This window comes from Streptomyces sp. SAS_281, assembly GCF_052542855.1.
In genome coordinates this window covers 1-25,153 of sequence record NZ_JBMNDO010000117.1, presented here as the reverse complement: position 1 = coordinate 25,153, position 25,153 = coordinate 1, and the positions used below count along the sequence as shown (strand labels likewise).

Here is a 25,153-nt window from a genome sequence, read left to right as displayed (position 1 = left end):
CAGGGCTTCCTGCACAGCTACAACTACCATCGCTGCCACACCGCACTCGGAGGCCGGCCCCCAATCACCCGCGTCAACAACCCTGCGGGTCAATACACCCCGCGTCCCGCCAGACCGTCAGGTCACCCGTGAAAATGGCGAGGTCGGGGACATCTGCATGAACCGCGCGTGTCGCTTTTTTAGTACGCAACCGACCTACTCGCAGCTGAAGCAGATGGCGCCCGCGTTGCCGTCCACCGCCTTGCGTGAATTCGCGAGGCTCAGCGAGCACTCCTCGCTCACCATGCCCGGCGTACGGCTCGGTCTGCGACTGTCGAGCAAGGGGAACAAAAATTGGTTCAGTCGGCGCACCGGCAACTTTACCCGCAGCCGACGATTCCGCCGAGGAAGAGCTCGCCGATTACGACGTGGTCTTCAGCGCCTCGGACGCCTGCCCCCGGGCCATGCACGAGGAGTTGCCTGGCAGGTGACCCGTCGCGGTGTACGAAGTTCCGCCGGCGGTCGGCGCGATGCCGAATTCGATCATGCGCGGCCCGATCGGAGGCCAGCAGTGCGTCGGACGGGCTTCAAGTCCCGGTGCACGATGTCTTCGGCGTGGACGGCCTGGAGCGCCTGGGCCATCCACGCCATCAGCCACGGCAGCCGACACCGGTAGCAGGCCCCACTGGGCGGGGACGGGCCTCGGCACGCGCAGCCTGGCCGGCCCGTCGGCAGACCATTCAGCAGTGGTTCATTGAACCCTCTTCTAGCTGCAAGTTATCCATGGACATCCAGCCCATGTCGTCTGATGACTGCACTCGCCCATAAACCCACTTGTTATGGTACGAATTGTACACGTAACACCACGCGTAGAAAGAGTAGATTATGTCGACAGATCTTACGTTTGAGCAGGCTGAGGCAGGTCCAGATTTTAGGTGATAGTTGTCGAGAACGTCGAGACGGCCGCTTGAGTTATTAATGACCCCCCACATATAAGAACAGTCGGAGACGGCGTAGGCGGTACCCGTAGTGACGCTCGTACTCATACCTGCCAGGAGGGCACCGGCCCCCAGCAGTGCTGCAATTCTCCTTTTACCTGGCATGACTCCCCTTCATTATCAGCAATAGCTGCCGACTGGTGACCTCGGCCGCAGGCGACCAGTAAAACATTTTCTCTGCAGCTTGCATAGCCCACACTGGAGGGGCATCACATATGTGGAGATATGCGGGCTTCGCAAGTGTCAGCATGCATTGGCGTGCGAACCGATGCGCGACATAGCTAATCGAAAAAGTGGCGCATGCCGATGCAACAGGACATGACTGCGGTGCGGGCTGATTGAGTCAAGTCTCGCTGGAGAATTTTGGGCGGAATTTTCCCGCTTTCTTCCAATGTGGCAGGTGGGTGAGCATTGGGCCTTTTCCATTTTCGGCCACTGAGGCTGCTCATGCAGCCGTAGGGGCTCGACAGCGGGTCGGCGAAGAGTTGCGGCTCAAAGTGCCAGGCGCCGCGCGTGGCCCACCCCGGACGAATTGAGGGCGCTCAAGGACCAGCCTGAATCGAGAGCAGTCGGCCCGCTGGCCCTTGAATAATGAACAGGAACGGTGGCCCGGAGCGGCCGCCCACGCTCAGGCGAATCTACCAAGTGAACCCGGCCTGCTAGGCGCCCCAGGCCTCACCAAGACACCGCTCTCCAGTTGCACTCTCCGAGTGGGCGAGTAAATCCATACCGCCCGAAATCGGTCAGGCAGCTCCTCCGCTCCATGCCTCCAGGACGACACGGACACGACGTGGCCACCTGATTGGCCGGAAAAGTTCTAGCACAGGAGTCTCGACCCGCCTTTGAGCTTGTAACACGATCATGGTCGGGTCTTCTTGAGGCGTCGGTAGCAGATGAGGCTGCAGGCGAGGGAGACGAAGGCGTCGTGGAGTTCGGTGCGGCGTTCTCAGCGGATGGCGAGTCGTTTGAAAGCGTGGAGCAGAGCGAACGTCTGCTCCACGACGTATCGCAGCTTGCCGAGGCCTTTGATGTTCGGTGATCCCTTGCGGGAGATGACGGGCAGGATTCGTCGGCGGCGAAGCTCGTCGCGGTGGGCGTTGGAGCCGTAGCCCTTGTCGCCGAGCAGGGCTTCGGGTCGTCGGCGGGGCCGGCCGGGTCGGCCTGCGACGGGTGGGATGTTGTCGACCAGGGCGAGGGTCTGGGTGACGTCGTTGACGTTGGCGGCGGTGGTGATGACCTTGAGCGGGGTGCCGTGTCCGTCGCAGATCAGGTGGTGTTTGCTGCCCGTCTTCCGCCGGTCGACCGGCGACGGACCGGTGTCGGCGCCCCCTTTTTCGCGCGGATGTGAGACCCATCCACGCACGCACGTGACCAGTCGAGTTCGCCGGCCGCGTTCAGCTCCGTGAGCAGGACCCGATGCAACTGGTCGAAGACCCCCGCCCGCTGCCACCGGTCCAGGCGGCGCCAGCACGTCCGTCCCGAGCCGAACCCCAGCTCCAGGGGCAGAAGTTGCCAGGCTATGTCGTTGTAGAGGACGAAGAAGATGCCTTGGAGGCAGAGTCGGTCCGGCACCGGCCTCGGCGACCGCTCCGGCCATGGCGGCAGCAACGGCTCGATCAGCGCCCACAACTCATCGTCCACGATCCACGGTTGAGTACCCACACCCTCACGAACGGCCGAATCATCACACCGGTAACGCCCTGCCAGCCATCATTCACAAGATCGTGTTACGAGCTCTTAGCGGGCGGCGAACGTCAGCTCTCCCACATCCGCTTCGAAGGCCCCGCCCTGCCACTGGCAACATCAGGGGGCGCCTAACGTGATACCTGCCGCCTTCAAGGGGGTTCACGCGCCGTGCGCTGCTGCGTTGTTCGGGCGGGCGGCTCAGAAGGGTCCCCACTCGTCAGGGCCCGAAGTGCGTGGACGAGGCCAGGCCGGTTCCCTTTGAGAGGTGTTTCCGCAGTAAACCCTTGGTGCTCTCGTTGGGGCCTCCCTGCCTGAAGCAGGCAGGGCCGCAGAACCAAATGGGCTTTCGGCGGCGACGGTGAACGCCCGATGGGCGGCTACCTCCGTTTCCTGGTCCCAGGTCGGCCCGGCCGACAGCTTCGGCAGCGAATCTCCCAGTTGGTGGTGGAGGTGCTGCGGCCCAGCCCGGCGGCGAGCTGACGGACGCGCCGTCTTTCGCAGGGTCGGCTATGTGGATGCGGGCGGGCTTCTGAACGTGCCAGAACGAGATGCGAGGCGGCTTCCCACGCTGGTTCCGGAGGTCTGTCCCGGCACCGGCATGGGAAGCTGCCTCCGACCGCCCGGCGGTGAGTGCCAACCGCCGCGCCACGACCCGCCAGCGCGCAGCTTGATGCCGGCCATCCGGGTGGCTTCCCGCGTGCCGTGCCCCTGTGCCTTTAAAGTGACGCGGCCCGCTCTCGAGCCATCCTCTTCCCGGTCGGCCGCCCTCGGTTCTCCTGATTCTCTAACTCCATTGCATCCCCTGACCTGGGGTGTTGCTACGATCAGTAGAACTCAAGCGGTTGCAGGCTGTGCCGTTTGCGAGAAGTCCCGCGGGGACCCCCGTTACGGCAGGTTGCGCGCCATCACGATGCGCTGGACCTGGTTCGTGCCCTCGTAGATCTGGGTGATCTTCGCGTCGCGCATCATGCGCTCGACCGGGTAGTCACGGGTGTAGCCGTAGCCGCCGAGGAGCTGGACCGCGTCCGTGGTGACCTCCATCGCTACGTCGGACGCGAAGCACTTGGCGGCGGCGCCGAAGAACGTGAGGTCGGCGTCGACGCGCTCGGACTTGGCGGCGGCCGAGTACGTGAGCTGCCGGGCGGCCTCCAGCTTCATGGCCATGTCGGCGAGCATGAACTGGACGCCCTGGAAGTCCGCGATCGGCTTCCCGAACTGCTTGCGCTCCTGGACGTACCCCTTGGCGTAGTCCAGCGCGCCCTGGGCGACGCCGAGGGCCTGGGCCGCGATCGTGATGCGGGTGTGGTCCAGGGTCTTCATCGCGGTGGCGAAACCGGTGCCCTCCTCGCCGATCATGCGGTCGGCGGGGATGCGGACGTTGTCGAAGTAGACCTCGCGGGTCGGGGAGCCCTTGATGCCGAGCTTCTTCTCGGGGGCGCCGAAGGAGACGCCCTCGTCGGACTTCTCCACGACGAACGCCGAGATGCCCTTGGAGCGCTTCTCCGGGTCCGTGACGGCCATGACCGTGTAGTACTCGGAGACGCCCGCGTTGGTGATCCAGCGCTTCACGCCGTTGAGGACCCAGAAGTCGCCGTCGCGCACGGCGCGGGTCTTCATGCCCGCCGCGTCGGAGCCCGCGTCCGGCTCGGAGAGGCAGTACGAGAACATGCCGTCGCCCTTGGCCAGCGGGCCCAGGTACTTCTTCTTCAGGGCCTCGCTGCCGGAGAGGACGACCGGGAGGGAGCCGAGCTTGTTGACGGCCGGGATCAGGGAGGAGGACACGCAGGCGCGGGCCACCTCCTCGATCACGATGACCGTGGCGAGCGCGTCGGCGCCGGCGCCTCCGTACTCCTCGGGTACGTGGACCGCGTGCAGATCGGCGGCGGTGAGGGCGTCCAGCGCCTCCTGCGGGAAGCGGGCCTCCTCGTCGACCGCGGCCGCGAACGGGGCGATCTTCGCCTCGGCGAGCGCACGCACCGTCTCACGGAGCATCTCGTGCTCCTCCGCCGGACGGTACAGGTCGAAATCGGTCGAACCCGCCAAGACGCTCACTCCCCAGGGTGCTAACTACCGTTAAGTAACCTAATTTTATGCGTTCGGCCCCTCCCCGGCATACGCGCTCGGGCCGTGAGCTGCGCGACAGCCGGAAATGGGAGGTTTCCCGGGCGGGACTATGCTCATTCACCGCATCTCCGTCCGCACCTCACAGGAGCACTTCATGGCCCTCAGGATCACCGTGATCGGCACCGGCTATCTGGGCGCCACGCACGCAGCGGCCATGGCGGAGCTCGGCTTCGAGGTCCTGGGGCTCGACGTCGTCCCCGAGAAGATCGAGATGCTGTCCGCCGGCCGGGTACCGATGTACGAGCCGGGCCTGGAGGAGATGCTCCAGCGGCACGTCGCGGGCATCGAGGGCTCCACCGGGCGGCTGCGGTTCACCACCTCCTGGGAGGAGGTCGCCGAGTTCGGCGATGTGCACTTCGTCTGCACCAACACCCCGCAGAAGCACGGCGAGTACGCCTGTGACATGACCTACGTCGAGAGCGCCTTCGACTCGCTGGCCCCGCTCCTGACCCGCCCCGCCCTCGTCGTCGGCAAGTCCACCGTGCCGGTCGGCTCCGCCGCCCGCCTCGCCGCCCGCCTCGCGGAGCTGGCCCCCGTGGGCGCCGACGCCGAGCTGGCGTGGAACCCGGAGTTCCTGCGCGAGGGCTTCGCGGTGGACGACACCCTGCACCCGGACCGGATCGTCGTCGGCGTGACGGGCGAGCGGGCCGAGAAGCTGCTGCGCGAGGTGTACGCCGTCCCGGTCGCCGAGGGCTCCCCGTTCGTCGTGACGGACTACCCGACCGCCGAACTGGTGAAGACGGCCGCGAACTCCTTCCTGGCCACCAAGATCTCGTTCATCAACGCCATGGCCGAGATCTGCGAGGCCGCCGGCGGCGACGTGGCGAAGCTGGCCGAGGCCATCGGCCACGACGAGCGCATCGGCAAGAAGTTCCTGCGGGCCGGTATCGGCTTCGGCGGCGGCTGCCTGCCCAAGGACATCCGGGCGTTCATGGCCCGCGCCGGTGAGCTGGGCGTCGACCAGGCGCTGACGTTCCTGCGCGAGGTCGACTCGATCAACATGCGCCGCCGGGGCCACATGGTCGAGCTGGCCCGGGAGGCCGTGGGCGGTACCTCCTTCCTCGGCAAGCGGGTCGCCGTGCTGGGCGCCACCTTCAAGCCAGACTCGGACGACGTACGCGACTCCCCGGCGCTCAACGTGGCCGGCCAGATCCACCTCCAGGGCGGCCAGGTCACCGTCTTCGACCCGAAGGGCATGGAGAACGCCCGCCGCCTCTTCCCCACCCTCGGTTACGCGGAGAGCGCGCTCGACGCGGTGCGCGGGGCGGACGTCGTGCTGCACCTGACGGAGTGGCGCGAATTCCGCGAGCTGGACGCGGAGGCGCTGGGCGCGGTCGCCGGCCACCGGATCATCCTCGACGGGCGCAACGCGCTCGACCCGGCCGTGTGGCGCGAGGCCGGCTGGACCTTCCGCGCGATGGGCCGCCCGACCGCCTGACCCGCCCCCCTTCTCAGCCGCGCCTCGCGCGGTACGCACGCATCTTGGCGCGGGCGCCGCACACCGACATCGAGCACCAGCGGCGGCGGCCCGCCGGGCTGCGGTCGTAGTAGGCCCAGCGGCAGTCCGCCGCCTCGCACGCCTTGAGCCTGGCCCAGGTCCCGTCGGCCGACGCGGCGGCGACGGCGACGGCGATCCGCGCGGTCAGCCCGGGCGGATCCTCCACCGGGCGGAGCGCCGCCCCGCCCGCCGCGTCCACGGCGACCCGCAGCGGCGCCTCGGCGAGCAGCCGGTCCAGCAGGGACAGCGGGTCGTCGTCCGGTCGGTGGCCCGCGTGCACCAGGCACGCCGCGCGCAGGGCCTCGCGCAGCACGCGGCCTGCCGGTACGTCCGTCTCCGCCAGGCCGAAGGCGGCGCGCCCCTCCGCCGTGTCGAGGCTGTCCGCGCCGGTCTCGACGTTCAGGCTGTTGACCAGCGCTTCGATCAGCGCGAGTCCGCCGGGCGCGGAATCCCTCTCATTCATGGTTGCGACGTTACCCCCTATGCGGGAGCATGCAGTCACGGTTACCGCTTGAGCGCATCAAGCGGTAACCGCCTGTCCGTAGTCTGCCCGAGGAGGAAGCAACATGGCTCTGGCCGCAGTGGGTGCCGTCGTCCTGGACTGCCCCGACCCCGTCGCCCTGGCGCACTTCTACGCGGCGCTGATCGGCGGCGAGGTGGAACAGCAGGAGGACTGGGTGGACCTCAAGGGAGGTGCGGGCGCCCCGCTCGCCTTCCAGGCCGCGCCCGGCTTCGTACCGCCGAAGTGGCCGGGCGCCGACGCCTCGCAGCAGTTCCACCTGGACCTGACCGTGTCCGACCTGGACGCGGCGGAGCGGGAGGTGCTGGCGCTGGGGGCGACGGTGCTGGAGGCGGACGACCGGGAGCGCACCTTCCGGGTGTACGCCGACCCGGCGGGGCACCCGTTCTGTCTCTGCGCCTGCTGAAGAGGACCGCGAGGGTGCCCCGTCGGCTCAGGCCGCCGGGGCGTCCAGCTCCTCGATCGTGGCGTGCGACGGGCCGCGCCGGGTGCGCAGGTCCCGCGCCACGTCCTCGGCGGCGCGCAGCACCCGTACGGCGTTCTGCCAGGTGAGCTTGGCCAGGTCGGCGGCGGACCAGCCCCGGCGCAGCAGCTCCGCGATCAGGTTCGGGTAGCCGGCGACGCTCTCCAGGCCCTGCGGCAGGAAGGCGGTGCCGTCGTAGTCGCCGCCGATGCCGATGTGGTCGACGCCCGCGACCTCGCGCATGTGGTCGAGGTGGTCGGCGATGGTGGCGACGGTCGCGGCCGGGCGGGGGTGCGCCGCCTCGAACGCGGCGTGCAGCTTCATCGCGCGCTCGGTGGTGTCCAGGTGGTGCAGCCCGTGCGCGCGCAGGTTCTCGTCGGCCGCCCGCGTCCAGGCGACGGCCTCGGGCAGGACGAACTTCGGTACGAAGGTGGCCATGGCGATGCCGCCGTTGGCCGGGAGCTGGGCGAGGACGTCGTCGGGGATGTTGCGCGGGTGGTCGCAGACGGCGCGCGCGGAGGAGTGCGAGAACATCACCGGCGCGACGGAGGTGGCGAGCGCGTCCCGCATGGTCGTCGCCGCGACGTGCGAGAGGTCGACCAGCATGCCGGTGCGGTTCATCTCGCGGACGACCTCGTGGCCGAACGGCGAGAGGCCGCCCACCCCGGGCTCGTCGGTCGCGGAGTCCGCCCAGGCGATGTTGTCGTTGTGGGTGAGCGTCATGTAGCGGACGCCCAGGGCGTGCAGGCCGCGCAGGGTGCCCAGCGAGTTGTCGATGGAGTGGCCGCCCTCGGCGCCCATCAGGGAGGCGATCCGGCCCTCGGCGCGGGCGGCCTCCATGTCGTCGGCCGTCAGGGCGCGGCGGAGGTCGGCCGGGTAGCGCTCCAGGAGCTCGGCGACGACGTCGATCTGTTCCAGGGTGGCGCTGACGGCGGCGTCGCCCGCGAGGTCGGAACGCACGTAGACGGACCAGAACTGGGCGCCGACGCCCCCGGCGCGGAGCCGGGGGATGTCGGTGTGCAGGTGGGCCGACTGGTCGGTGGCGATGTCGCGTACGGCCAGGTCGTAGCCGACCTGCTCGCGCAGGGCCCACGGCAGGTCGTTGTGTCCATCGACCACCGGGTACTCGGCGAGGAGCTCCCGGGCCCGGTCCAGTCGGTCCGTCATGGTGCCTACTTTCCGAAGCCGAAGGACTCCGCGCCCGCCGCCTTCTGGCGCAGCCGCTTGCCCTTCTCGGTCGCCTGGTCGTTCAGGTCGCCCAGGAAGTCCGTCATCCGGTGCTGCAGCTCGGGGTCGGCCGCGGCCAGGACGCGGACGGCCAGCAGTCCGGCGTTGCGCGCGCCGGCGATGGAGACCGTGGCGACGGGGATGCCGGCGGGCATCTGGACGATGGACATGAGGCTGTCCATGCCGTCCAGGTACTTCAGCGGGACCGGTACGCCGATGACGGGCAGCGGGGTGACCGAGGCGAGCATGCCGGGCAGGTGGGCGGCGCCGCCCGCGCCCGCGATGATCGCCTTGAGGCCGCGGCCCGCCGCGTTCTCGCCGTACGCGATCATCTCGCGGGGCATGCGGTGGGCGGAGACGACGTCGACCTCGTACGGGATCTCGAACTCGTCGAGGGCCTTGGCCGCCGCTTCCATGACGGGCCAGTCGGAGTCCGAGCCCATGACGATGCCGACGACCGGTGCGGCGGAGGCGGGGGAAGTCATTCGGTGATCGTTCCTCGCAGGTAGTCGGCCGCGTGCCGGGCGCGCTCGCGCACGTCCGCCAGATCGTCGCCGTAGGTGTTGACGTGTCCGACCTTGCGGCCGGGCTTCACGTCCTTGCCGTACATGTGGATCTTGAGCTGCGGGTCGCGCGCCATGCAGTGCAGGTAGCCCTGGTACATGTCCGGGTAGTCGCCGCCGAGGACGTTGCACATGACCGTCCAGGGGGCGCGGGGGCGCGGGTCTCCGAGGGGGAGGTCGAGGACCGCCCGGACGTGGTTGGCGAACTGCGAGGTGATCGCGCCGTCCATGGTCCAGTGCCCGGAGTTGTGCGGGCGCATCGCCAGCTCGTTGACCAGGATGCGGCCGTCGCGGGTCTCGAACAGCTCGACCGCGAGGTGCCCGACGACGCCCAGCTCGGAGGCGATGCGCAGCGCGAGCTGCTGGGCCTCGCCCGCCAGCGCCTCGTCCAGCTCGGGCGCCGGGGCGATCACCGTGTCGCAGACGCCGTCGACCTGGACGGACTCGACCACCGGGTAGGCGACGGCCTGGCCGTGCGGCGAGCGCACGATGTTCGCCGCCAGCTCGCGTACGAAGTCGACCTTCTCCTCGGCGAGGACCGGGACACCGGCCCGGAACGGCTCGGCCGCGTCCGCCTCGGAGCGGACCACCCACACGCCCTTGCCGTCGTAGCCGCCGCGCACGGTCTTGAGGATGACCGGGAAACCTCCCGCCTCCTCGGCGAAGGCCGCGGCGTCGGCCGGGTCCTTCACGATGCGGTGGCGGGGGCAGGGCGCGCCGATCTCGGTGAGCTTCGCGCGCATCACCCCCTTGTCCTGGGCGTGCACCAGAGCGTCGGGGCCGGGGCGCACGGGGATGCCGTCCGCCTCCAGGGCCCGCAGGTGCTCGGTGGGCACGTGCTCGTGATCGAAGGTGATCACGTCACAGCCGCGCGCGAAGGCCCTCAGCGTCTCCAGGTCGCGATAGTCGCCCACGACGACCTCGCCCGCCACCTGGGCCGCGGAGTCCTGAGCGGTGTCGCTGAGGAGCTTGAACTTGATGCCGAGGGGGATGCCCGCCTCGTGGGTCATACGGGCGAGCTGACCGCCACCGACCATGCCGACTACCGGGAACGTCACGCTCCCAGGGTATCCGCACCGCCCGCCCGCGGCCGTGGGCGGGGGGCCGGGCCCGCCGCACGCTTCCCGGTACGCACAGGCGTCCGGCGGGCGTCCTGGTTAGCATGGCCGGGTTGACGGAACATGGCGCGGTACCTACGGACGGACTGAGCGATCACATGAGCGAGCGAGGCGCACTGCGGGCCCGGCTGGAGCTGCTGGCCCGGGAGGTCGCCAAGTTCGGCGTGGTCGGCGTGATCGGCCTGGTCGTGAACATCGCCGTGTCCAACCTGCTGTGGCGCTATACGGAGATCCCCACCGTGCGGGCCGGGCTGCTCGCCACGTTCGTCGCGATCCTCTGCAACTACGTGGGCTTCCGCCACTGGACGTACCGCGACCGGGACAAGACCGGCCGCACCCGTGAGCTGACACTGTTCCTGCTGTTCAGCGCGGCGGGCGCGGTGATCGAGACCGGCGTGCTGTACGTGGCGACGTACGGGTTCGGCTGGGACACCCCGGTCCAGAGCAACGTCTTCAAGATCGTCGGGATCGGCGTCGCGACGCTGTTCCGCTTCTGGTCGTACCGGACGTGGGTCTTCAAGACGCTTCCCGCGCCTTCGGAGGGCGTTGCCGACAAAGAGGCCCTCGTGACCGTGCCGGCGCCGGCGGTGCGGGTGCCCGCGGTGCGGGGCGAGGCGGACTCGGCTCGCCGGTAGCAGCTCCGTCACCGCACCGGGCGTTCCGGTTCCGTTCTGTTCTGGGCCATGCGGCTCAGGAAGAGGGCGAAGACCGGGGGCTGCTGCTGGAGGAGTTCCAGGCGGCCGCCGTCCGCCTCGGCGAGGTCGCGGGCGACCGCCAGGCCGATGCCCGTGGAGTTGCGGCCGCTGATGGTGCGCTCGAAGATCCGGGCGCCCAGGTCCGCGGGGACCCCGGGGCCCTCGTCCGTGACCTCGATGACCGCCTGGTTGCCGGTGACCCTCGTGCGCAGCGCGACCGTACCGCCGCCGTGCATCAGGGAGTTCTCGATCAGCGCGGCCAGGACCTGGGCGACCGCGCCCGGGGTGCCGACGGCGCTCAGCCCGTGCTTGCCGGAGCAGACGATGGCGCGCCCCTCGCCCCGGTAGGCCGGCCGCCACTCCTCGATCTGCTGCTTGACGACCTCGTCCAGGTCGAAGACGACCGCCGAGCCGGTCCGGGGGTCCCGGGCATTGGTCAGCAGCCGCTCCACCACGTCCGTGAGCCGTTCGACCTGGGCGAGGGCGATGTGCGCCTCCTCCTTCACGGTCTCCGGGTCGTCGGTCAGCGAGATCTCCTCGATCCGCATGGACAGGGCCGTGAGCGGCGTACGCAGCTGGTGGGAGGCGTCCGCGGCGAGCCGGCGTTCGGCGGTCAGCATCCGGGCGATGCGCTCGGCGGAGGAGTCCAGGACATCGGCGACGCGGTCCAGCTCGGGCACCCCGTACCGCTTGTGGCGCGGGCGGGGGTCTCCGGAGCCCAGGCGTTCGGCGGTCTCCGCGAGATCGGTGAGCGGCGAGGCGAGCTTGTTCGCCTGGCGTACGGCGAGGAGGACGGCGGAGACGATGGCCAGCAGCGCCACCGCGCCGATGATCATCAGCGTGCGGCCGACCTCGCGGGTGACGGCGGAGCGGGACTCCTCGACGGTGACCCTCTCACCGTGCTCGCCCGTCTCCGTGGCGGTGATCACCCTGCCGCCGGGGCGCTCGCCGACCTCGATGGGGGCGCGGCCGGGCATCTTGACGAGGGCGTAGCGCTTGTCGTCGATCTGCTCGGCCAGCACCCCGGGGTTGATCCGCTCGGAGCCCAGGAGCCGGCTCTCGATGACGCTGATCAGCCGCAGCGCCTCGGAGTCGACACTCTCCTGGGCGCTGCTGCTGATGGTGCGGGTCTCGACGATGACGAGGGAGACGCCGAAGACGGCGATCACCACGAGCACGACGGCGAGGGTCGAGTTGATCAGTCGTCGGCGCATGCCTGCTTCTGTACGTCGGTCGGCTCGGGTCGGACAGCAGGGACGCTACAGGCCCTAGCTCTTCTCGAAGCGGAAGCCGACGCCCCGGACCGTGGCGATGTAGCGCGGGTTGGCCGCGTCGTCGCCGAGCTTCTTGCGGAGCCAGGAGATGTGCATGTCGAGCGTCTTGGTGGACGACCACCACGTGGTGTCCCAGACCTCGCGCATCAGCTGGTCGCGGGTGACGACCCGGCCCGCGTCCCGGACGAGGACCCGCAGGAGGTCGAACTCCTTCGCGGTGAGCTGCAATTCCTCGTCGCCCATCCAGGCCCGGTGCGATTCGACGTCGATGCGGACGCCGTGCGTGGCGGGCTGGGGGGCGGGCTCGGTGGCGCCGCGCCGCAGCAGGGCCCGGACCCGGGCGAGGAGCTCGGCGAGGCGGAAGGGCTTGGTGACGTAGTCGTCGGCGCCGGCGTCGAGCCCGACGACCGTGTCCACCTCGTCCGCGCGGGCGGTCAGGACGAGGACCGGCACGGTGTGACCCTCGGCACGCAGCCGGCGGGCGACTTCGAGGCCGTCCATGCCGGGCAGCCCCAGGTCGAGCACGACCAGGTCGATGCCGCCCTGGAGTCCGGCGTCGAGCGCGGTCGGTCCGTCTTCCCGCACCTCGACCTCGTAACCCTCCCGCCGCAGGGCGCGGGCCAGCGGCTCCGAGATGGATGCGTCGTCCTCGGCGAGCAGTACACGGGTCATGCACTGATGGTAGTCCGCGCGGCGGACGGCTCGGGAGGCGATGGGAGAGCCCTGCGGGACTGGGCGCCGTTACCGGGAGGACCTTCGAATATGCGAGTGTGGTTGCACCTGGGCCTGTGATCCATCTCTCAAGTCCTTCCATATCGGGCTCTGTCGTGTCGTATGGTGTCTCAACGCCTATTGCACTACTCAAGGACCTTTGGGCAGCTCTGAGCGCCAAGGGTCTCTTTTGTGTGCGGGGCCGGTACCCGCCGGCCCGGAAGTTTCAGTGAATGACCTGTGGGCCGGGCCCGGACCGCCGATGAAGGCGCTCCGGGTGTGGATCCCGTCGCGGAGGGCGTGCCCGCGGCGGTGCCGGCCTCCCCCCACCGGGCGCGTACCCGCTTCGTCGAGGCGCCGCGTCCCGAGCACACAAGGATCGATCATGGCGTCCAGCCTGACGAAGGACCCGTCGAGCACCGCTGGTGGCGAGAAGACCTTCTTCGGCCACCCCCGGGGCCTGGCCACGCTCTTCATGACCGAGATGTGGGAGCGTTACAGCTTCTACGGCATGAAGGCGCTGCTCCCGCTGTATCTGATCGCGCCCGGCGGCATGCACATGAACGCCACCACGGCCACGGCGATCTACTCGGTCTACATGGCGATGGTCTACCTGCTCGCCATGCCCGGCGGCTGGATGGCCGACCGCTTCTGGGGGCCGCGCAAGACGGTCGCCATCGGTGGCGCCGTCGTCATCCTCGGCCACATCACGCTCGCCGTGCCGAACTCGGTGACCTTCTTCGCGGGCCTGGTGCTCGTGGCGCTCGGTTCCGGGCTGCTGAAGGCGAACATCTCCACGATGGTCGGCCACCTCTACGACGGCCCGGAGGACCCGCGCCGCGACGGTGGCTTCACGCTCTTCTACATCGGCATCAACGTGGGCGCCTTCCTCGCCCCGCTGACCATCGGCACCGTCGGCGAGAACGTCAACTGGCACTTCGGCTTCGCGCTCGCGGCGCTCGGCATGGCCCTGGGCCTGGCCCAGTTCATGCTCGGCACCCGCCACCTGAGCCCGCAGAGCGACATCGTGTCGACGCCCGCCACCGTGCAGGAGAAGCAGTCCGCCCTGCGCAAGGGCCTGATCTGGCTGATCGTCGCGGCCGTCGTCTACGGCCTGATGGCCGTCACCGGCAACTTCGCCGACTGGTCCACGGTGCCGCTGAGCATCGCCGGCCTGGTCATCCCCGTCGCGGTCCTGGCGCGCATGAAGCGCGACAAGGAGCTGACGACGACCGAGCAGTCCAAGCTGTCGGGCTACATCTGGTTCTTCGTGGTCGCCGCCGTCTTCTGGATGATCTACGACCAGAACGGCTCGACCCTGTCGATCTTCGGCGAGAACTCGACCACGAACCACCTGCTGGGCTTCGACTTCCCGACGTCCTGGTACCAGTCGCTGAACCCGATCTTCATCATGGCGATCGCCCCCGTGGTCGCCTCGGGCTGGCTGTGGCTGAACAGGCGCGGCAAGGAGCCGAGCACCGCCGTCAAGTTCGCCTCCAGCCTCGTGCTGATCGGCATCTCCTTCGTCGTCTTCCTGATCCCGCTGATCGACACCGCCGACAACGGCGGCCGGGTCAGCCCGATGTGGCTGGTGGCGATCTACTTCATCCAGACCGTCGCGGAGCTGTGCCTCTCGCCGGTCGGCCTGTCGGTGACCACCAAGATGGCCCCGGCGAAGTACAGCTCGCAGATGATGGGCGTGTGGTTCCTCGCGGTCACCGCGGGCGACTCCCTGACCGGTCTGCTGACGGCCCCGGCGATCGGGGTCGACCTGGACACCACGGGAGCGGTCGCCTTGGAGGCGGTCCTCGCGGTCATCGCGGGTGTGGGTATCTGGATGTACCGCAAGAAGGTCTCCCAGCACATGGGCGACGTGCACTGATTCCGCAGCCCGTACGGGAGAACGGGGAAGGGGCCCCGCACCGGTTCGCCGGTGCGGGGCCCCTTCCGTACGCCTGGGGAGTGCTCCTGCTACGCCGGGGCGGCCAGCTCCGCCCACACGGTCTTGCCGGGCTCGCCCGGCACCCGTACGACTCCCCAGTCCAGGCAGAGCCGCTGCACGATGAACATGCCGTGGCCGCCGGGGCGCCCGGCCCGGTGCGGCGTACGCGGCGAGGGCTGGCCCGCACCGCCGTCGGCGACCTCCACGCGGAGCGCCTTGGCACTGCGGGCGATCCGGAGCTCGTCGGGGCCGCCCGCGTGCAGGCACGCGTTGGTGACCAGCTCGGAGACGACCAGCAGGACGTCCTCCGCGGCGGCGCGACGGTCGGCGCTGGACGCGGGGAGCCAGCCCCAGTCGTGGAGCGCCTCGCGAGCGAAATCACGGGCCGTCGGCACAATGCCGGTGGCCTCCCGCAACGACAGCGTGCGCCACTGCCGCTCGGGGGCCTCCGTCGGCCGGACGGGCTCGGCGGAGGAAACGCCCGCGCCCTCCGGCTCGCGGCCGAGGTCGCCCGGCGGATGCTGCCGGGTGGTGCTCATCAGCGCTTCACCTCACCGATTCACCATGTCGCCATTGGACAGATACGAACCATTGAACAGATACGACTACGAATACCGATACGGACACTGATACAGGAACCGCACCGGCGCGGAGAGCCAGGCAGCCCGGGCTCGCCGGAAGATCTCCTGCCCGGCCGAACCGCGACGACACCCGTTACCGCTACGCGGATCGCGTAACTCACGCGACGGGCGAGGCGGCCGGGCGGGCCGGGGCGCGGCCCGGTCAGGTCTCCAGGGCCTCGGCGAGGGAGGCGTGGACGGTGAATACCGCCTCGGCCCCCGTGATCTCGAAGACCCGGGCCACCACGGGCTGCATCGCGGCCAAATGAACCCCTCCCCCGGCTTCCTCCGCCTTGAGGCGGGCACCGAGCAGCACATTCAGCCCGGTGGAATCACAGAAGTCGAGTCGCGAGCAGTCGACCACCAGGCGCGCACGCCCCTGTTCGACCGCGCTCTCCAGCGGCTCGCGGAGCAGATCCGCCGTGTGGTGATCGAGCTCACCCACGGGCGTCACCACCTCGCTGCGCCCCTCGGTCCGGACCTCGACCTGAAGCCGACCCCGGTTCGTACTGCCGACCGTCCCGCGGTCCATGCCCGTCCCTCTTCACCGCTCGTCACTGTCCGCATCCCCGCACCTGCGGATGCGTGCACAGCTGTCACTGATGTTCTCGGAACAGTACGCGTTCCCTCGCCCGGGCGGTAGCCAGAGACCTCAACAAACCGGACATACAAGGGCAATTGGAGGTTGTACCGAGTCATGGCAAGCAGGTAAGGGTAGAGGGACCCCAAAAAACGCGACCGGCTTCGGAGGCGCCGCTTCACCGCAGGAACACGTATGGGCATCGGCAGCCATATGCCGAGAACGATGGAGGAGACCCATGTCACCCCGGCTCGACGTACCGCGTACCCACAACGCGCCGTCGGCATGTCCTCAGGGACTGACCGAATCACACACCGAAGCGCTCGACGGACTTGAGGGCCTTCCCGAGATCCCGCCCTACACCGAGGTGGGGGCGCTGGACGCCAGGGCCCTGTCGAAGACGCTCTTCACCCGGCTGGAGACCCTCGAAGAGGGCACGCCGGAGTACTCCTACGTACGCAACACCCTCGTCGAGCTGAACCTGGCCCTGGTCAAGTTCGCCGCCTCCCGCTTCCGCTCCCGGAGCGAGCCGATGGAGGACATCGTCCAGGTCGGCACGATCGGCCTGATCAAGGCGATCGACCGCTTCGAGCTCAGCCGGGGCGTCGAGTTCCCGACCTTCGCGATGCCGACCATCGTCGGCGAGATCAAGCGCTTCTTCCGCGACACCAGCTGGTCCGTGCGCGTCCCGCGCCGCCTGCAGGAGCTGCGGCTCGACCTGGCCAAGGCGGGCGACGAGCTCGCCCAGCAGCTCGACCGGGCGCCCACCGTGGGCGAGCTCGCCGACCGCCTCGGCCTCACCCGTGACGAGGTCGTGGAGGGCATGGCCGCGAGCAACGCGTACACCGCGAGCTCGCTCGACGCCAAGCCCGAGGAGGACGAGCACGAGGGCGCGCTGGCCGACCGGATCGGCTACGAGGACCACGGGCTCGAAGGCATCGAGTACGTCGAGTCCCTGAAGCCGCTCATCGCCTCGCTGCCGGGCCGCGACCGCAAGATCCTCTCGCTCCGGTTCGTCGCCAACATGACGCAGTCGGAGATCGGCGAGGAGCTGGGCATCTCCCAGATGCACGTGTCGAGACTGCTCTCGCGCACCCTGGTCAAGCTCCGCAAGGGTCTGACGCTGGACGAGTGAGCCGTCCCCGCGCCGTGCGCGCGGAACGCCGGAAAGGACCTGCCCCGGACGGGGCAGGTCCTTCCGCGTTCCGGGGCCGTGCCCGAGCCCGGGGTCAGACCACGCGTGCGCCGGCGCGCCACACCTCGTGCACGAGCGGCACGCCCGGCCGGTAGGCGAGGTGGACGTGGCTGGGCGCGTCCAGGATCACCAGGTCGGCACGGGCGCCCGGGGCGAGCCGGCCGATGTCGTCGCGCCGCAGCGCCGCCGCACCGCCCGCCGTGGCCGACCAGACGGCCTCGTCCGGGGTCATGCCCATGTCCCGCACGGCGAGGGCCACGCAGAACGGCAGGGACGAGGTGAACGAGGAGCCGGGGTTGCAGTCCGTGGACAGGGCGACGGTGGCGCCCGCGTCGAGCAGCCGGCGGGCGTCCGGCCAGGCGGCGCGGGTGGAGAACTCGGCGCCGGGCAGCAGCGTCGCGACGGTGTCCGACTGGGCCAGGGCGTCGACGTCCGCGTCGGTGAGATGGGTGCAGTGGTCGGCGGAGGCGGCGTCGAGTTCCACGGCCAGCTGGACACCGGGGCCGTGGCCGAGCTGGTTGGCGTGGACCCGGGGGTGCAGTCCCCGGGCGCGGCCCGCGGTGAGGATCGCCCGCGCCTGGTCGCCGTCGAAGGCGCCGCGCTCGCAGAAGACGTCGATCCAGCGGGCGTACGGGGCGCAGGCGTCGAGCATCGGCCCGGTGACCAGGTCCACGTATCCGGCCGGGTCGTCGGCGTAGTCCGGGGAGACGATGTGGGCGCCGAGGAAGGTGACCTCGTCGGTGTGGCGGGCGGCGACACGCAGGGCGCGGGCCTCGTCCTCGACCGTGAGGCCGTAGCCGGACTTGGTCTCGAAGGTGGTGGTGCCCTGGCGCAGCGCCTCGGCGAGGTAGCGGGCGACGTTGGCGGAGAGCTGTTCGTCGGTGGCGGCGCGGGTGGCGGCGACGGTGGTGCGGATGCCGCCCGCGCTGTAGGGGCGGCCGGACATCCGGGCGTTGAACTCCTGGGTCCGGTCGCCCGCGAAGACCAGGTGGGAGTGGGAGTCGACGAAGCCGGGAATCACGGCCCGGCCGCCCGCGTCGACGGCGTTGTCAGTGGCGGGTGCTTCGCTGGATGCACCGGTCCATACGACGCGGTCGCCCTCGATGACGACGGCCGCGTCCCGGATCAGTCCGAGGGGGGACTCGTCGCCGAGGGAGGGGTCGTTGGTGACCAGTGCGGAGATGTGGGTGATGGCGGTCGTCGTCATCGGGGGACTGCTCTCCTTGCGGTGGGAGCCGGGGAAGGTCGCCGGGCTGCTGCTCAGGGACGCAGGGCGCCGATGGCCTGCGCGAGCGCCTGGGGGACGTCGTCCACCAGCGTGTGCCGCCCGTCGCGTACGAGGTGGCGCCCCGCCACCACGGTGTGGCGGACGTCGGCCGCGGAGGCGGCGAATACGGCGGTCTCCGCTGCCAGTCGTGGCACCGGTCCCGCCGTCCTGACGGAGTCGAGCGCGACGGTCACCAGGTCGGCGGGTGCGCCCGGTTCGAGGACGCCCGCTCCGGGCCGGCCGAGCGCGGCGTGGCCGTCGGCGGAGGCGGCGCGCAGCAGGGCGGCGGCCGTCCAGTGGCCGCGCCTGCGGGTGCGCAGCCGCTCGTCGAGCTCCATCGCGCGGGCCTCCTCGAAGAGGTCGATCACCGCGTGGCTGTCGCTGCCGAGCGAGAGCGGGGAGCCGGCGTGCTGGAGGGCTGCCGCGGGGCCGATGCCGTCGGCGAGGTCCCGTTCGGTGGTCGGGCACATGCAGGTGCCGGTGGCGGTGGAGCCGATGAGGGCGATGTCCTCGTCGGTGAGGTGCGTGTTGTGGACGCCGGTGGTGCGGGGTCCGAGGACGCCGTGGTCGGCGAGGAGCCGGGCCGGGGTGCGTCCGTGGGCGGCGAGGCAGGCGTCGTTCTCGGCGGTCTGCTCGGAGAGGTGGACGTGCAGGGGGGCCTGCCGCTCCTCGGCCCAGCGGGCGACGGTGGCGAGCTGCCCGGCCGGGACCGCCCGTACGGAGTGGACGGCCGCGCCGATGACCGTGTGGTCGTCGCCCTTGAGGAGGGCGGCGCGCTCGGCCCAGGCGTCGGCGGTGCCGTCGCTGAAGCGGGCCTGGTGCCGGTCGGGTTCGCGGTAGTCGTCGGGCCCGGAGCCGAATCCGGCCGACAGGTAGGCGGTGTCGAGCAGGGTGATCCGGATACCGGCCGCGCGGGCGGCCGCGATCAGGGCCTCGCCCATGGCGTTCGGGTTGTCGTAGGGCGTGCCGCCGGGCGCGTGGTGCAGATAGTGGAATTCGCCGACCGCGGTGATGCCCGCGAGCGCCATCTCCGCGTACACGGCGCGGGCGAGCGCGTAGTAGGTGTCGGGCGTGAGCCGGGACGCGACCTGGTACATGGTCTCGCGCCAGGTCCAGAAGGTGCCCGAGCCGACCTGGACGGTGGAGCGCAGGGCGCGGTGGAAGGCGTGCGAATGGGTGTTGGCCAGGCCGGGCAGGGTGAGCCCGCGCAGCGCGGTGGCGCCGGGCGGCGCGGCGTCCACTCCGGTGCGTACGCGGGCGATCCGCCCGTCGGACACGTCCAGGGCGACGCCCGGCTCGACATGGGTGCCGAGCCAGGCGTGGGACAGCCAGTACGTCTCGGTGACGGGTGTGCCCGTCGCCTCCGTGGTCAGCGGCACGCGAGACCTTCCAGTACGTCGGCGAGTGCGGTGACCCCGGCCGCGCAGTCGTCCTCGGCGGCGTGTTCGGCCGGCGAGTGCGAGATCCCGGTCGGGTTCCGTACGAACAGCATGGCGGTCGGGACCGAAGCGGACAAAATACCCGCGTCGTGCCCGGCGCCGGTGCCGAGCACGGGGACCGGGCGGCCGGTGCCGCGGGCGGAGCCCTTGAGCAGGGTGGCCAGCTCGTCGCGCAGGGCGTGCCGGAACTCGACCACGGGCGTGAACGACTCGCGGACGACGTCGAGGTCGATGCCGGCCCGCTCCGCGTGCTCCCGGGCGGCGCGCTCGACGGCGGCGACGACGGTGTCCAGGGTGTCCTGGTCGGCGGCGCGCGAGTCGAGCCAGCCGCGCACGAGGGAGGGGATCGCGTTGACCCCGTTGGGCTCGACGGCGACCTTGCCGAAGGTGGCGAGGGCGCCCGCGAGTTCCGCTTCCCGCCGGGCGGCGATGACGGTCTCGGCGTACGTGAGCATCGGGTCCCGGCGGTCGGCGAGCCGGGTGGTGCCCGCGTGGTTGGCCTCGCCCCGGAAGTCGAACCGCCAGCGCCCGTGCGGCCAGATCGCGGAGGCGATGCCGACGGGGTCGCCGGTGAGGTCGAGGGCGCGGCCCTGCTCGACGTGGAGCTCCACGAACGCGCCGATCCGGGCGAGCCGTTCGGGGTCGGGGCCGATGGCGTCGGGGTCGTGTCCGGCGGCGGCCATGGCCTGCGGGAGGGTGACGCCGTCCGCGTCGCGCAGCCGGTGCGCGGCCTCGACGGTCAGCTGTCCGGCGGCGAGCCGGGAGCCTACGCAGGCGAGGCCGAACCGGGCGCCCTCCTCGTCGCCGAAGTTGGCGATGGCCAGTGGCTTGGTGAACTCCACTCCCCTGTGGCGGAGTTCATCGAGCGCGGCGAACGAGGAGACGATGCCGAGCGGCCCGTCGAAGGCGCCGCCGTCGGGCACCGAGTCGAGGTGCGAGCCGGTGACGACGGCGTCCCCGGCGAGCGGGTCCCCGAGCCAGGCCCACTGGTTGCCGTTCCGGTCGGTCTCGACCGTCAGCCCTCGCGCCTCGGCCTGCGCCCGGAACCACGCCCGGCACTCGGCGTCGGCCCCGGTCCAGGCGTACCGCCGGTATCCCCCGCTGCCGGCGTGCCGCCCGATGGGGGCCAGCTCGGCCCACATGGTCTGGAAGCCGGGCTGCGAGCGCGTCACGCGTCCTCCCGCATCGGTACGCGCACGCCCTTGTCCTCCGCGACCGACTCCGCGATGTCGTAGCCCGCGTCCACGTGCCGGATCACGCCCATGCCCGGGTCGTTCGTCAGCACCCGCCGGATCTTCTCGCCGGCCAGCTCCGTGCCGTCCGCGACGGTCACCTGCCCGGCGTGGATGGACCGGCCCATGCCGACGCCGCCGCCGTGGTGCAGGGAGACCCAGGAGGCGCCCGACGCCACGTTGACCATGGCGTTCAGCAGCGGCCAGTCCGCGATCGCGTCGGAGCCGTCGAGCATGGCCTCGGTCTCGCGGTACGGGGAGGCCACGGACCCGCAGTCCAGGTGGTCGCGCCCGATCGCCAGCGGAGCCGCGAGTTCGCCGCTCGCCACCATGTCGTTGAAGCGCTCGCCGGCCCGGTCGCGCTCGCCGTAGCCGAGCCAGCAGATGCGGGCGGGCAGGCCCTGGAAGTGGACGCGCTCACCGGCCATCCTGATCCAGCGGTGCAGGGACTCGTTCTCCGGGAAGAGTTCGAGCAGCGCCTTGTCCGTCTTGTGGATGTCGGACGCCTCGCCGGACAGGGCCGCCCAGCGGAACGGTCCCTTCCCCTCGCAGAACAGCGGCCGGATGTAGGCGGGGACGAAGCCGGGGAAGTCGAAGGCGCGCGCGTACCCGGCGAGCTGCGCCTCGCCCCGGATGGAGTTGCCGTAGTCGAAGACCTCGGCGCCGGCGTCCATGAAGCCGACCATCGCCTCGACGTGCCGGGCCATCGACTCGCGGGCCCGGGTGGTGAAGTCGGCAGGCTTCTCGGCGGCGTACGCGGCCATGTCGTCGAAGTCGACGCCGACCGGCAGGTAGGCCAGCGGGTCGTGGGCGCTGGTCTGGTCGGTGACGATGTCGATGGGGGCACCCTCGGCGAGCATCCGGGGCAGCAGCTCCGCCGCGTTGCCCAGGAGGCCGATGGAGAGCGGGCGGCGGGCGTCCCGGGCCTCGACGGCGAGCTGGAGCGCGTGCTCCAGGGAGTCGGCGCGCACGTCCAGGTAGCGGTGCTCGATGCGGCGCTCGATGGCGCGCGGGTCGCAGTCGACGCAGATCGCGACGCCGTCGTTCATGGTCACGGCGAGCGGCTGGGCGCCGCCCATGCCGCCGAGTCCGGCGGTCAGGGTGATCGTGCCGGCCAGCGTCCCGCCGAACTTCTTCGCGGCGACGGCGGCGAAGGTCTCGTAGGTTCCCTGGAGGATGCCCTGGGTGCCGATGTAGATCCAGGAACCGGCGGTCATCTGGCCGTACATGGTGAGCCCGAGCGCCTCCAGGCGGCGGAACTCCTCCCAGTTCGCCCAGTCGCCGACCAGGTTGGAGTTGGCGATCAGGACGCGCGGCGCCCACTCGTGCGTCTGCATGACGCCGACCGGCCGCCCGGACTGGACGAGCATCGTCTCGTCCTGCTTGAGCGTGCGCAGCGTACGGACCATCGCGTCGAACGAGCGCCAGTCGCGGGCCGCCTTGCCGGTGCCGCCGTAGACGACGAGCTTGTCGGGGTGCTCGGCGACCTCGGGGTCGAGGTTGTTCTGGAGCATCCGCAGGGCGGCTTCCTGCTGCCATCCCAGGGCGGTCAGTTCCGTACCGCGCGGCGCCCGTACGGGGCGGGGTCCTGACATGGCGGTGCCTCCTCGCGACTGTGATTTTTCTATTCACATCTTGAGTGGCTGAATACGTCCAGTCAACAGGCGGGGCCGCCGGGGGCACGGGCACGTCAGAAGCCGCGCGCGGCGGGGCATTCTCCACCAACCACCCGCATGTACCGATGGAAAATGCCAGAACCTCCACCGGGAGAGAGCACGATGCGTAACCTCTGGGTCACAGCCGAACGCCGTGTCGGAGGGGAATTCGCGTGCCCGGAATCGACGAGTGCCTGCTCGACGTCATGAGACTGCCCGGTGCCAGGGGCGCCGCCGTTGTCGACTGGACGAGCGGTCTCGCCCTCGGCACGGTGGGCGACTCGCCCAACGGCGACCACGAGGCCACCGCGGCGGAGACGGCCGAGGTGGCGCGGATGGCTGCCGAGCAGCCCGCCTTCGCCCTCGGGTCGCCGGAGCCGGCGGCGGGCGCGGCCGGGAGCGCTCCCCCGGTCGAGGACGTCATCGTCACCACCCGCGCCGGGTACCACATCCTCCGGTTCGTGGAGACGGACTTCGACAGCAGCGTCTTCCTCCACCTGTGGCTGGACCGCGCCGAGGGCAACCTCGCGCTCGCCCGGATACGCCTCGGCGAGATCGCCGAGCGGCTGGTCCTCGCATGACCGCCGCCGCCCTCGCGGACGAGACCGCCGCCCCCGTGCTCTCCCCGATGCTCCAGCGCCTCGCCGCCGAACGGGCCACCGGCGCCCTGATGCGCGACCGGGGCACGCTGTACCTCGCCGACGGCAAGGTCGTCCACGCCGAATCCCCCGCGACGCCCGGGATCGACGTCCTGCTGACCCGGGGCGGTGCGCTGCGCCGCGAGGGCTGGTGGGACGCGGTGGCGGAGGCGGGGGCCGGGCAGCGGGTCGGCCGGCATCTCGTGGACAGCGGCCGGGTGCCGGGCGGCGCGCTGGAGCTGTGCCACCTGGGCGCCCTGTACGACGCGGCGTTCTTCGCCCTCGCGCCGACCCGGACGCCCGCGCGCTTCCGGTACGGGGTCGCGCACTGGATCGGCCCCGTGCGGCCCGTCCCGGTGGACGCGGTGCAGCGCGAGACCCTGCGGCGCCGCGAACTGCTGGACCGGATCTGGCCGGACGCCGCGGTGGACACGGCCCCGCTGACGCGGGCGGGCCGGCCGTCCGACGCGCCCGTGCCGGTGGGACGGCGCCGCGTGCTGGAGCGCGTGGACGGGGTGCGTACGGCCACCGGCATCGCGCAGGAGCTCGGCAGGTCCGCGTTCCACGTCCTGGTCGACCTGCGGCGGCTCGCGGCGGCCGGTCTGGTCGAGCCGGTCCCGCCGGCGGCCCCGGGCGCCCCGGACCCGGGCCGGCTCGCGTTTCCCGAGGTCACGGCCGACCCCGATGTCGCCCTGCTGCGCCGGCTCCGAGACGCATTGGAGGCCCTGTGATACGCGCGCTCAGACAGCGTGCCGGAAGGAGACAGCTGATGGTGCCCGAAGCCGAAGCGCAGGACGTCCTCGCCGAGCTCCAGCGGTTACGGGCACGGGTCCCGCTCCTCTCCGGCGCCCTGGCGGCCAGCACCGACGGGCTCGTCCTGGCGCACGACACCCCGGGCGTCGAGGCCGAGGGGGTCGCCGCGCTCACCGCCGCCGCGCTCGGCGTCGCGATCCGGATGACCGAGGCGACCGGGCGCAACGGCTTCCGCGAACTCCTCGTGCGCGGCGAGGCCGGCTACATCGCGACGTACGCGGCAGGGTCCCAGGCCGTCCTGACCCTGCTCGCCGAGGACCGGATCAACGTCGGCCGCCTCCATCTGGAGGGCCGCCGGGCCGGCTCCCGCATCGGCGAACTGATCGACCGCGCCCTGGCCCGGGCCCCGCAGCCGGCCCCCGCGCCGCGCGCCCCGCAGCAGCCGGGCGCCCTCCCGCAACGCCCTACCTGAGCCCACTGATGTCTCTCGCACCACCCGCACCACGCAACGGAACCGGCCGCAGTGGCCGGTCAGAGAAAGGGAGCACCACTCATGGCGAACACCGAAGCGTCACTGAAGGAAGCGATGTCGTCCATCGAGGGCACCACCGGTGTCGCCCTCGTCGACTACACGAGCGGTATGGCGCTGGGCACGCTCGGCGGCGGCAAGGACTTCAACCTGGAGGTCGCGGCGGCCGGCAACACCGACGTCGTACGCGCCAAGCTCCGCACCATGGAGCACCTGGGCATCAAGGACGAGATCGAGGACATCCTCATCACCCTGGGCACCCAGTACCACCTGATCCGCCTCCTCAAGACCCGCGGCAACAACGGCCTGTTCCTCTACCTGGTCCTCGACGCCGGCCGGGCGAACCTGGCGATGGCCCGCCACCAGCTGAAGAAGATCGAGGCGGACCTGGAGGTCTGAGGGAGCGGCTCCGCCGCCGGGGGGGGGGGGGGGGGGGGGGGGGGGGGG

22 protein-coding genes and 1 pseudogene are annotated in these 25,153 nt (G+C 70.8%); 9 read left to right on the top strand and 14 right to left on the bottom strand.

Translation table 11 applies throughout. The annotated features are described in order from the left end of the window. Positions 1-1,836: 1,836 nt before the first annotated feature. Together ACN6LM_RS31235 and ACN6LM_RS31230 are read right to left on the bottom strand one after the other, a co-directional pair. Positions 1,837-2,639, bottom strand: a pseudogene (locus tag ACN6LM_RS31235) (IS5 family transposase). 909 nt (positions 2,640-3,548) lie between these two features. Further along, positions 3,549-4,706 carry an acyl-CoA dehydrogenase family protein gene (locus tag ACN6LM_RS31230; protein WP_018524719.1) on the bottom strand — a complete coding sequence of 386 codons (1,158 nt, stop codon included), beginning with the start codon at positions 4,704-4,706 and terminating at the stop codon, positions 3,549-3,551. A 175-nt stretch (positions 4,707-4,881) separates the two neighbouring features. On the opposite strand from ACN6LM_RS31230, the gene ACN6LM_RS31225 reads away from it, so the two are divergent. After that, positions 4,882-6,225 (top strand): UDP-glucose dehydrogenase family protein, encoded by a 1,344-nt coding sequence (locus ACN6LM_RS31225; protein ID WP_445068775.1) that lies wholly within the window; start codon positions 4,882-4,884, stop codon positions 6,223-6,225. A 13-nt stretch (positions 6,226-6,238) separates the two neighbouring features. Here ACN6LM_RS31225 and ACN6LM_RS31220 read toward each other — a convergent pair whose 3' ends face one another. After that, a complete protein-coding gene (locus ACN6LM_RS31220; protein WP_445068774.1) occupies positions 6,239-6,748 on the bottom strand; it encodes a CGNR zinc finger domain-containing protein in 510 nt (169 codons plus the stop codon). 103 nt (positions 6,749-6,851) lie between these two features. On the opposite strand from ACN6LM_RS31220, the gene ACN6LM_RS31215 reads away from it, so the two are divergent. Next, on the top strand, positions 6,852-7,211 hold the full coding sequence (locus ACN6LM_RS31215; RefSeq protein WP_445068773.1) for a VOC family protein: 360 nt from the start codon (positions 6,852-6,854) through the stop codon (positions 7,209-7,211). Positions 7,212-7,238: 27 nt separating this feature from the next. On the opposite strand, the gene ACN6LM_RS31210 is transcribed toward ACN6LM_RS31215, so the two are convergent. The 3 genes from ACN6LM_RS31210 to ACN6LM_RS31200 are packed head-to-tail and all read right to left on the bottom strand — an operon-like array spanning position 7,239 to position 10,116. After that, positions 7,239-8,435 (bottom strand): dipeptidase, encoded by a 1,197-nt coding sequence (locus ACN6LM_RS31210; protein WP_445068772.1) that lies wholly within the window; start codon positions 8,433-8,435, stop codon positions 7,239-7,241. A 5-nt stretch (positions 8,436-8,440) separates the two neighbouring features. Further along, entirely contained in the window at positions 8,441-8,980 is a 540-nt protein-coding gene (gene purE / locus ACN6LM_RS31205) for a 5-(carboxyamino)imidazole ribonucleotide mutase (RefSeq protein WP_445068771.1), read from the bottom strand. Next, positions 8,977-10,116, bottom strand: coding sequence for a 5-(carboxyamino)imidazole ribonucleotide synthase (locus ACN6LM_RS31200; protein WP_445068770.1), 1,140 nt, complete (start codon positions 10,114-10,116; stop codon positions 8,977-8,979). The genes purE and ACN6LM_RS31200 overlap by 4 nt, the downstream gene beginning before the upstream one ends. A 158-nt stretch (positions 10,117-10,274) precedes the next feature. On the opposite strand from ACN6LM_RS31200, the gene ACN6LM_RS31195 reads away from it, so the two are divergent. Beyond that, positions 10,275-10,811, top strand: a complete 537-nt coding sequence (locus ACN6LM_RS31195; RefSeq protein WP_445068769.1) for a GtrA family protein — start codon at positions 10,275-10,277, stop codon at positions 10,809-10,811. A gap of 8 nt (positions 10,812-10,819) precedes the next feature. Here ACN6LM_RS31195 and ACN6LM_RS31190 read toward each other — a convergent pair whose 3' ends face one another. Further along, complete coding sequence (locus ACN6LM_RS31190) at positions 10,820-12,085, bottom strand: ATP-binding protein (RefSeq protein WP_445068768.1); 1,266 nt, start codon at positions 12,083-12,085, stop codon at positions 10,820-10,822. Between the two features lie 54 nt (positions 12,086-12,139). Continuing rightward, entirely contained in the window at positions 12,140-12,817 is a 678-nt protein-coding gene (locus ACN6LM_RS31185) for a response regulator transcription factor (RefSeq protein ID WP_018524728.1), read from the bottom strand. Positions 12,818-13,241: 424 nt separating this feature from the next. Here ACN6LM_RS31185 and ACN6LM_RS31180 point away from each other — a divergent pair, with 424 nt between their 5' ends. Continuing rightward, positions 13,242-14,738, top strand: coding sequence for a peptide MFS transporter (locus ACN6LM_RS31180; RefSeq protein WP_445068767.1), 1,497 nt, complete (start codon positions 13,242-13,244; stop codon positions 14,736-14,738). A gap of 89 nt (positions 14,739-14,827) precedes the next feature. Here ACN6LM_RS31180 and ACN6LM_RS31175 read toward each other — a convergent pair whose 3' ends face one another. Next, positions 14,828-15,337, bottom strand: coding sequence for an ATP-binding protein (locus ACN6LM_RS31175; protein WP_445068766.1), 510 nt, complete (start codon positions 15,335-15,337; stop codon positions 14,828-14,830). 244 nt (positions 15,338-15,581) lie between these two features. Then, positions 15,582-15,950, bottom strand: coding sequence for an STAS domain-containing protein (locus ACN6LM_RS31170; protein ID WP_445068765.1), 369 nt, complete (start codon positions 15,948-15,950; stop codon positions 15,582-15,584). A 286-nt stretch (positions 15,951-16,236) separates the two neighbouring features. Here ACN6LM_RS31170 and ACN6LM_RS31165 point away from each other — a divergent pair, with 286 nt between their 5' ends. Further along, on the top strand, positions 16,237-17,133 hold the full coding sequence (locus ACN6LM_RS31165; RefSeq protein ID WP_328900482.1) for an RNA polymerase sigma factor SigF: 897 nt from the start codon (positions 16,237-16,239) through the stop codon (positions 17,131-17,133). A gap of 94 nt (positions 17,134-17,227) precedes the next feature. On the opposite strand, the gene hutI is transcribed toward ACN6LM_RS31165, so the two are convergent. From hutI to hutU, 4 genes are read right to left on the bottom strand one after another with little or no spacing between them, the layout of a single operon-like run. Continuing rightward, a complete protein-coding gene (gene hutI / locus ACN6LM_RS31160; protein ID WP_445068764.1) occupies positions 17,228-18,400 on the bottom strand; it encodes an imidazolonepropionase in 1,173 nt (390 codons plus the stop codon). Positions 18,401-18,453: 53 nt separating this feature from the next. Next, positions 18,454-19,839 carry a formimidoylglutamate deiminase gene (locus ACN6LM_RS31155; RefSeq protein WP_445068763.1) on the bottom strand — a complete coding sequence of 462 codons (1,386 nt, stop codon included), beginning with the start codon at positions 19,837-19,839 and terminating at the stop codon, positions 18,454-18,456. Continuing rightward, entirely contained in the window at positions 19,830-21,041 is a 1,212-nt protein-coding gene (locus ACN6LM_RS31150) for an allantoate amidohydrolase (protein ID WP_445068776.1), read from the bottom strand. The genes ACN6LM_RS31155 and ACN6LM_RS31150 overlap by 10 nt, the downstream gene beginning before the upstream one ends. A gap of 26 nt (positions 21,042-21,067) precedes the next feature. After that, the gene (hutU, locus tag ACN6LM_RS31145) at positions 21,068-22,726 is read right to left on the bottom strand and encodes a urocanate hydratase (RefSeq protein WP_445068762.1); all 1,659 of its coding nucleotides are present in this window, start codon (positions 22,724-22,726) and stop codon (positions 21,068-21,070) included. A 233-nt stretch (positions 22,727-22,959) separates the two neighbouring features. Between hutU and ACN6LM_RS31140 the strand changes: the two genes are divergently transcribed. From ACN6LM_RS31140 to ACN6LM_RS31125, 4 genes are all read left to right on the top strand, one after another. Continuing rightward, entirely contained in the window at positions 22,960-23,367 is a 408-nt protein-coding gene (locus ACN6LM_RS31140; protein WP_445068761.1) for a hypothetical protein, read from the top strand. Next, complete coding sequence (locus ACN6LM_RS31135) at positions 23,364-24,155, top strand: transcriptional regulator (protein ID WP_445068760.1); 792 nt, start codon at positions 23,364-23,366, stop codon at positions 24,153-24,155. The genes ACN6LM_RS31140 and ACN6LM_RS31135 overlap by 4 nt, the downstream gene beginning before the upstream one ends. Before the next feature lie 38 nt (positions 24,156-24,193). Then, positions 24,194-24,649, top strand: a complete 456-nt coding sequence (locus ACN6LM_RS31130; protein WP_073968520.1) for a roadblock/LC7 domain-containing protein — start codon at positions 24,194-24,196, stop codon at positions 24,647-24,649. Positions 24,650-24,730: 81 nt separating this feature from the next. After that, positions 24,731-25,105 (top strand): hypothetical protein, encoded by a 375-nt coding sequence (locus ACN6LM_RS31125; RefSeq protein ID WP_164400390.1) that lies wholly within the window; start codon positions 24,731-24,733, stop codon positions 25,103-25,105. Positions 25,106-25,153 lie beyond the last annotated feature (48 nt).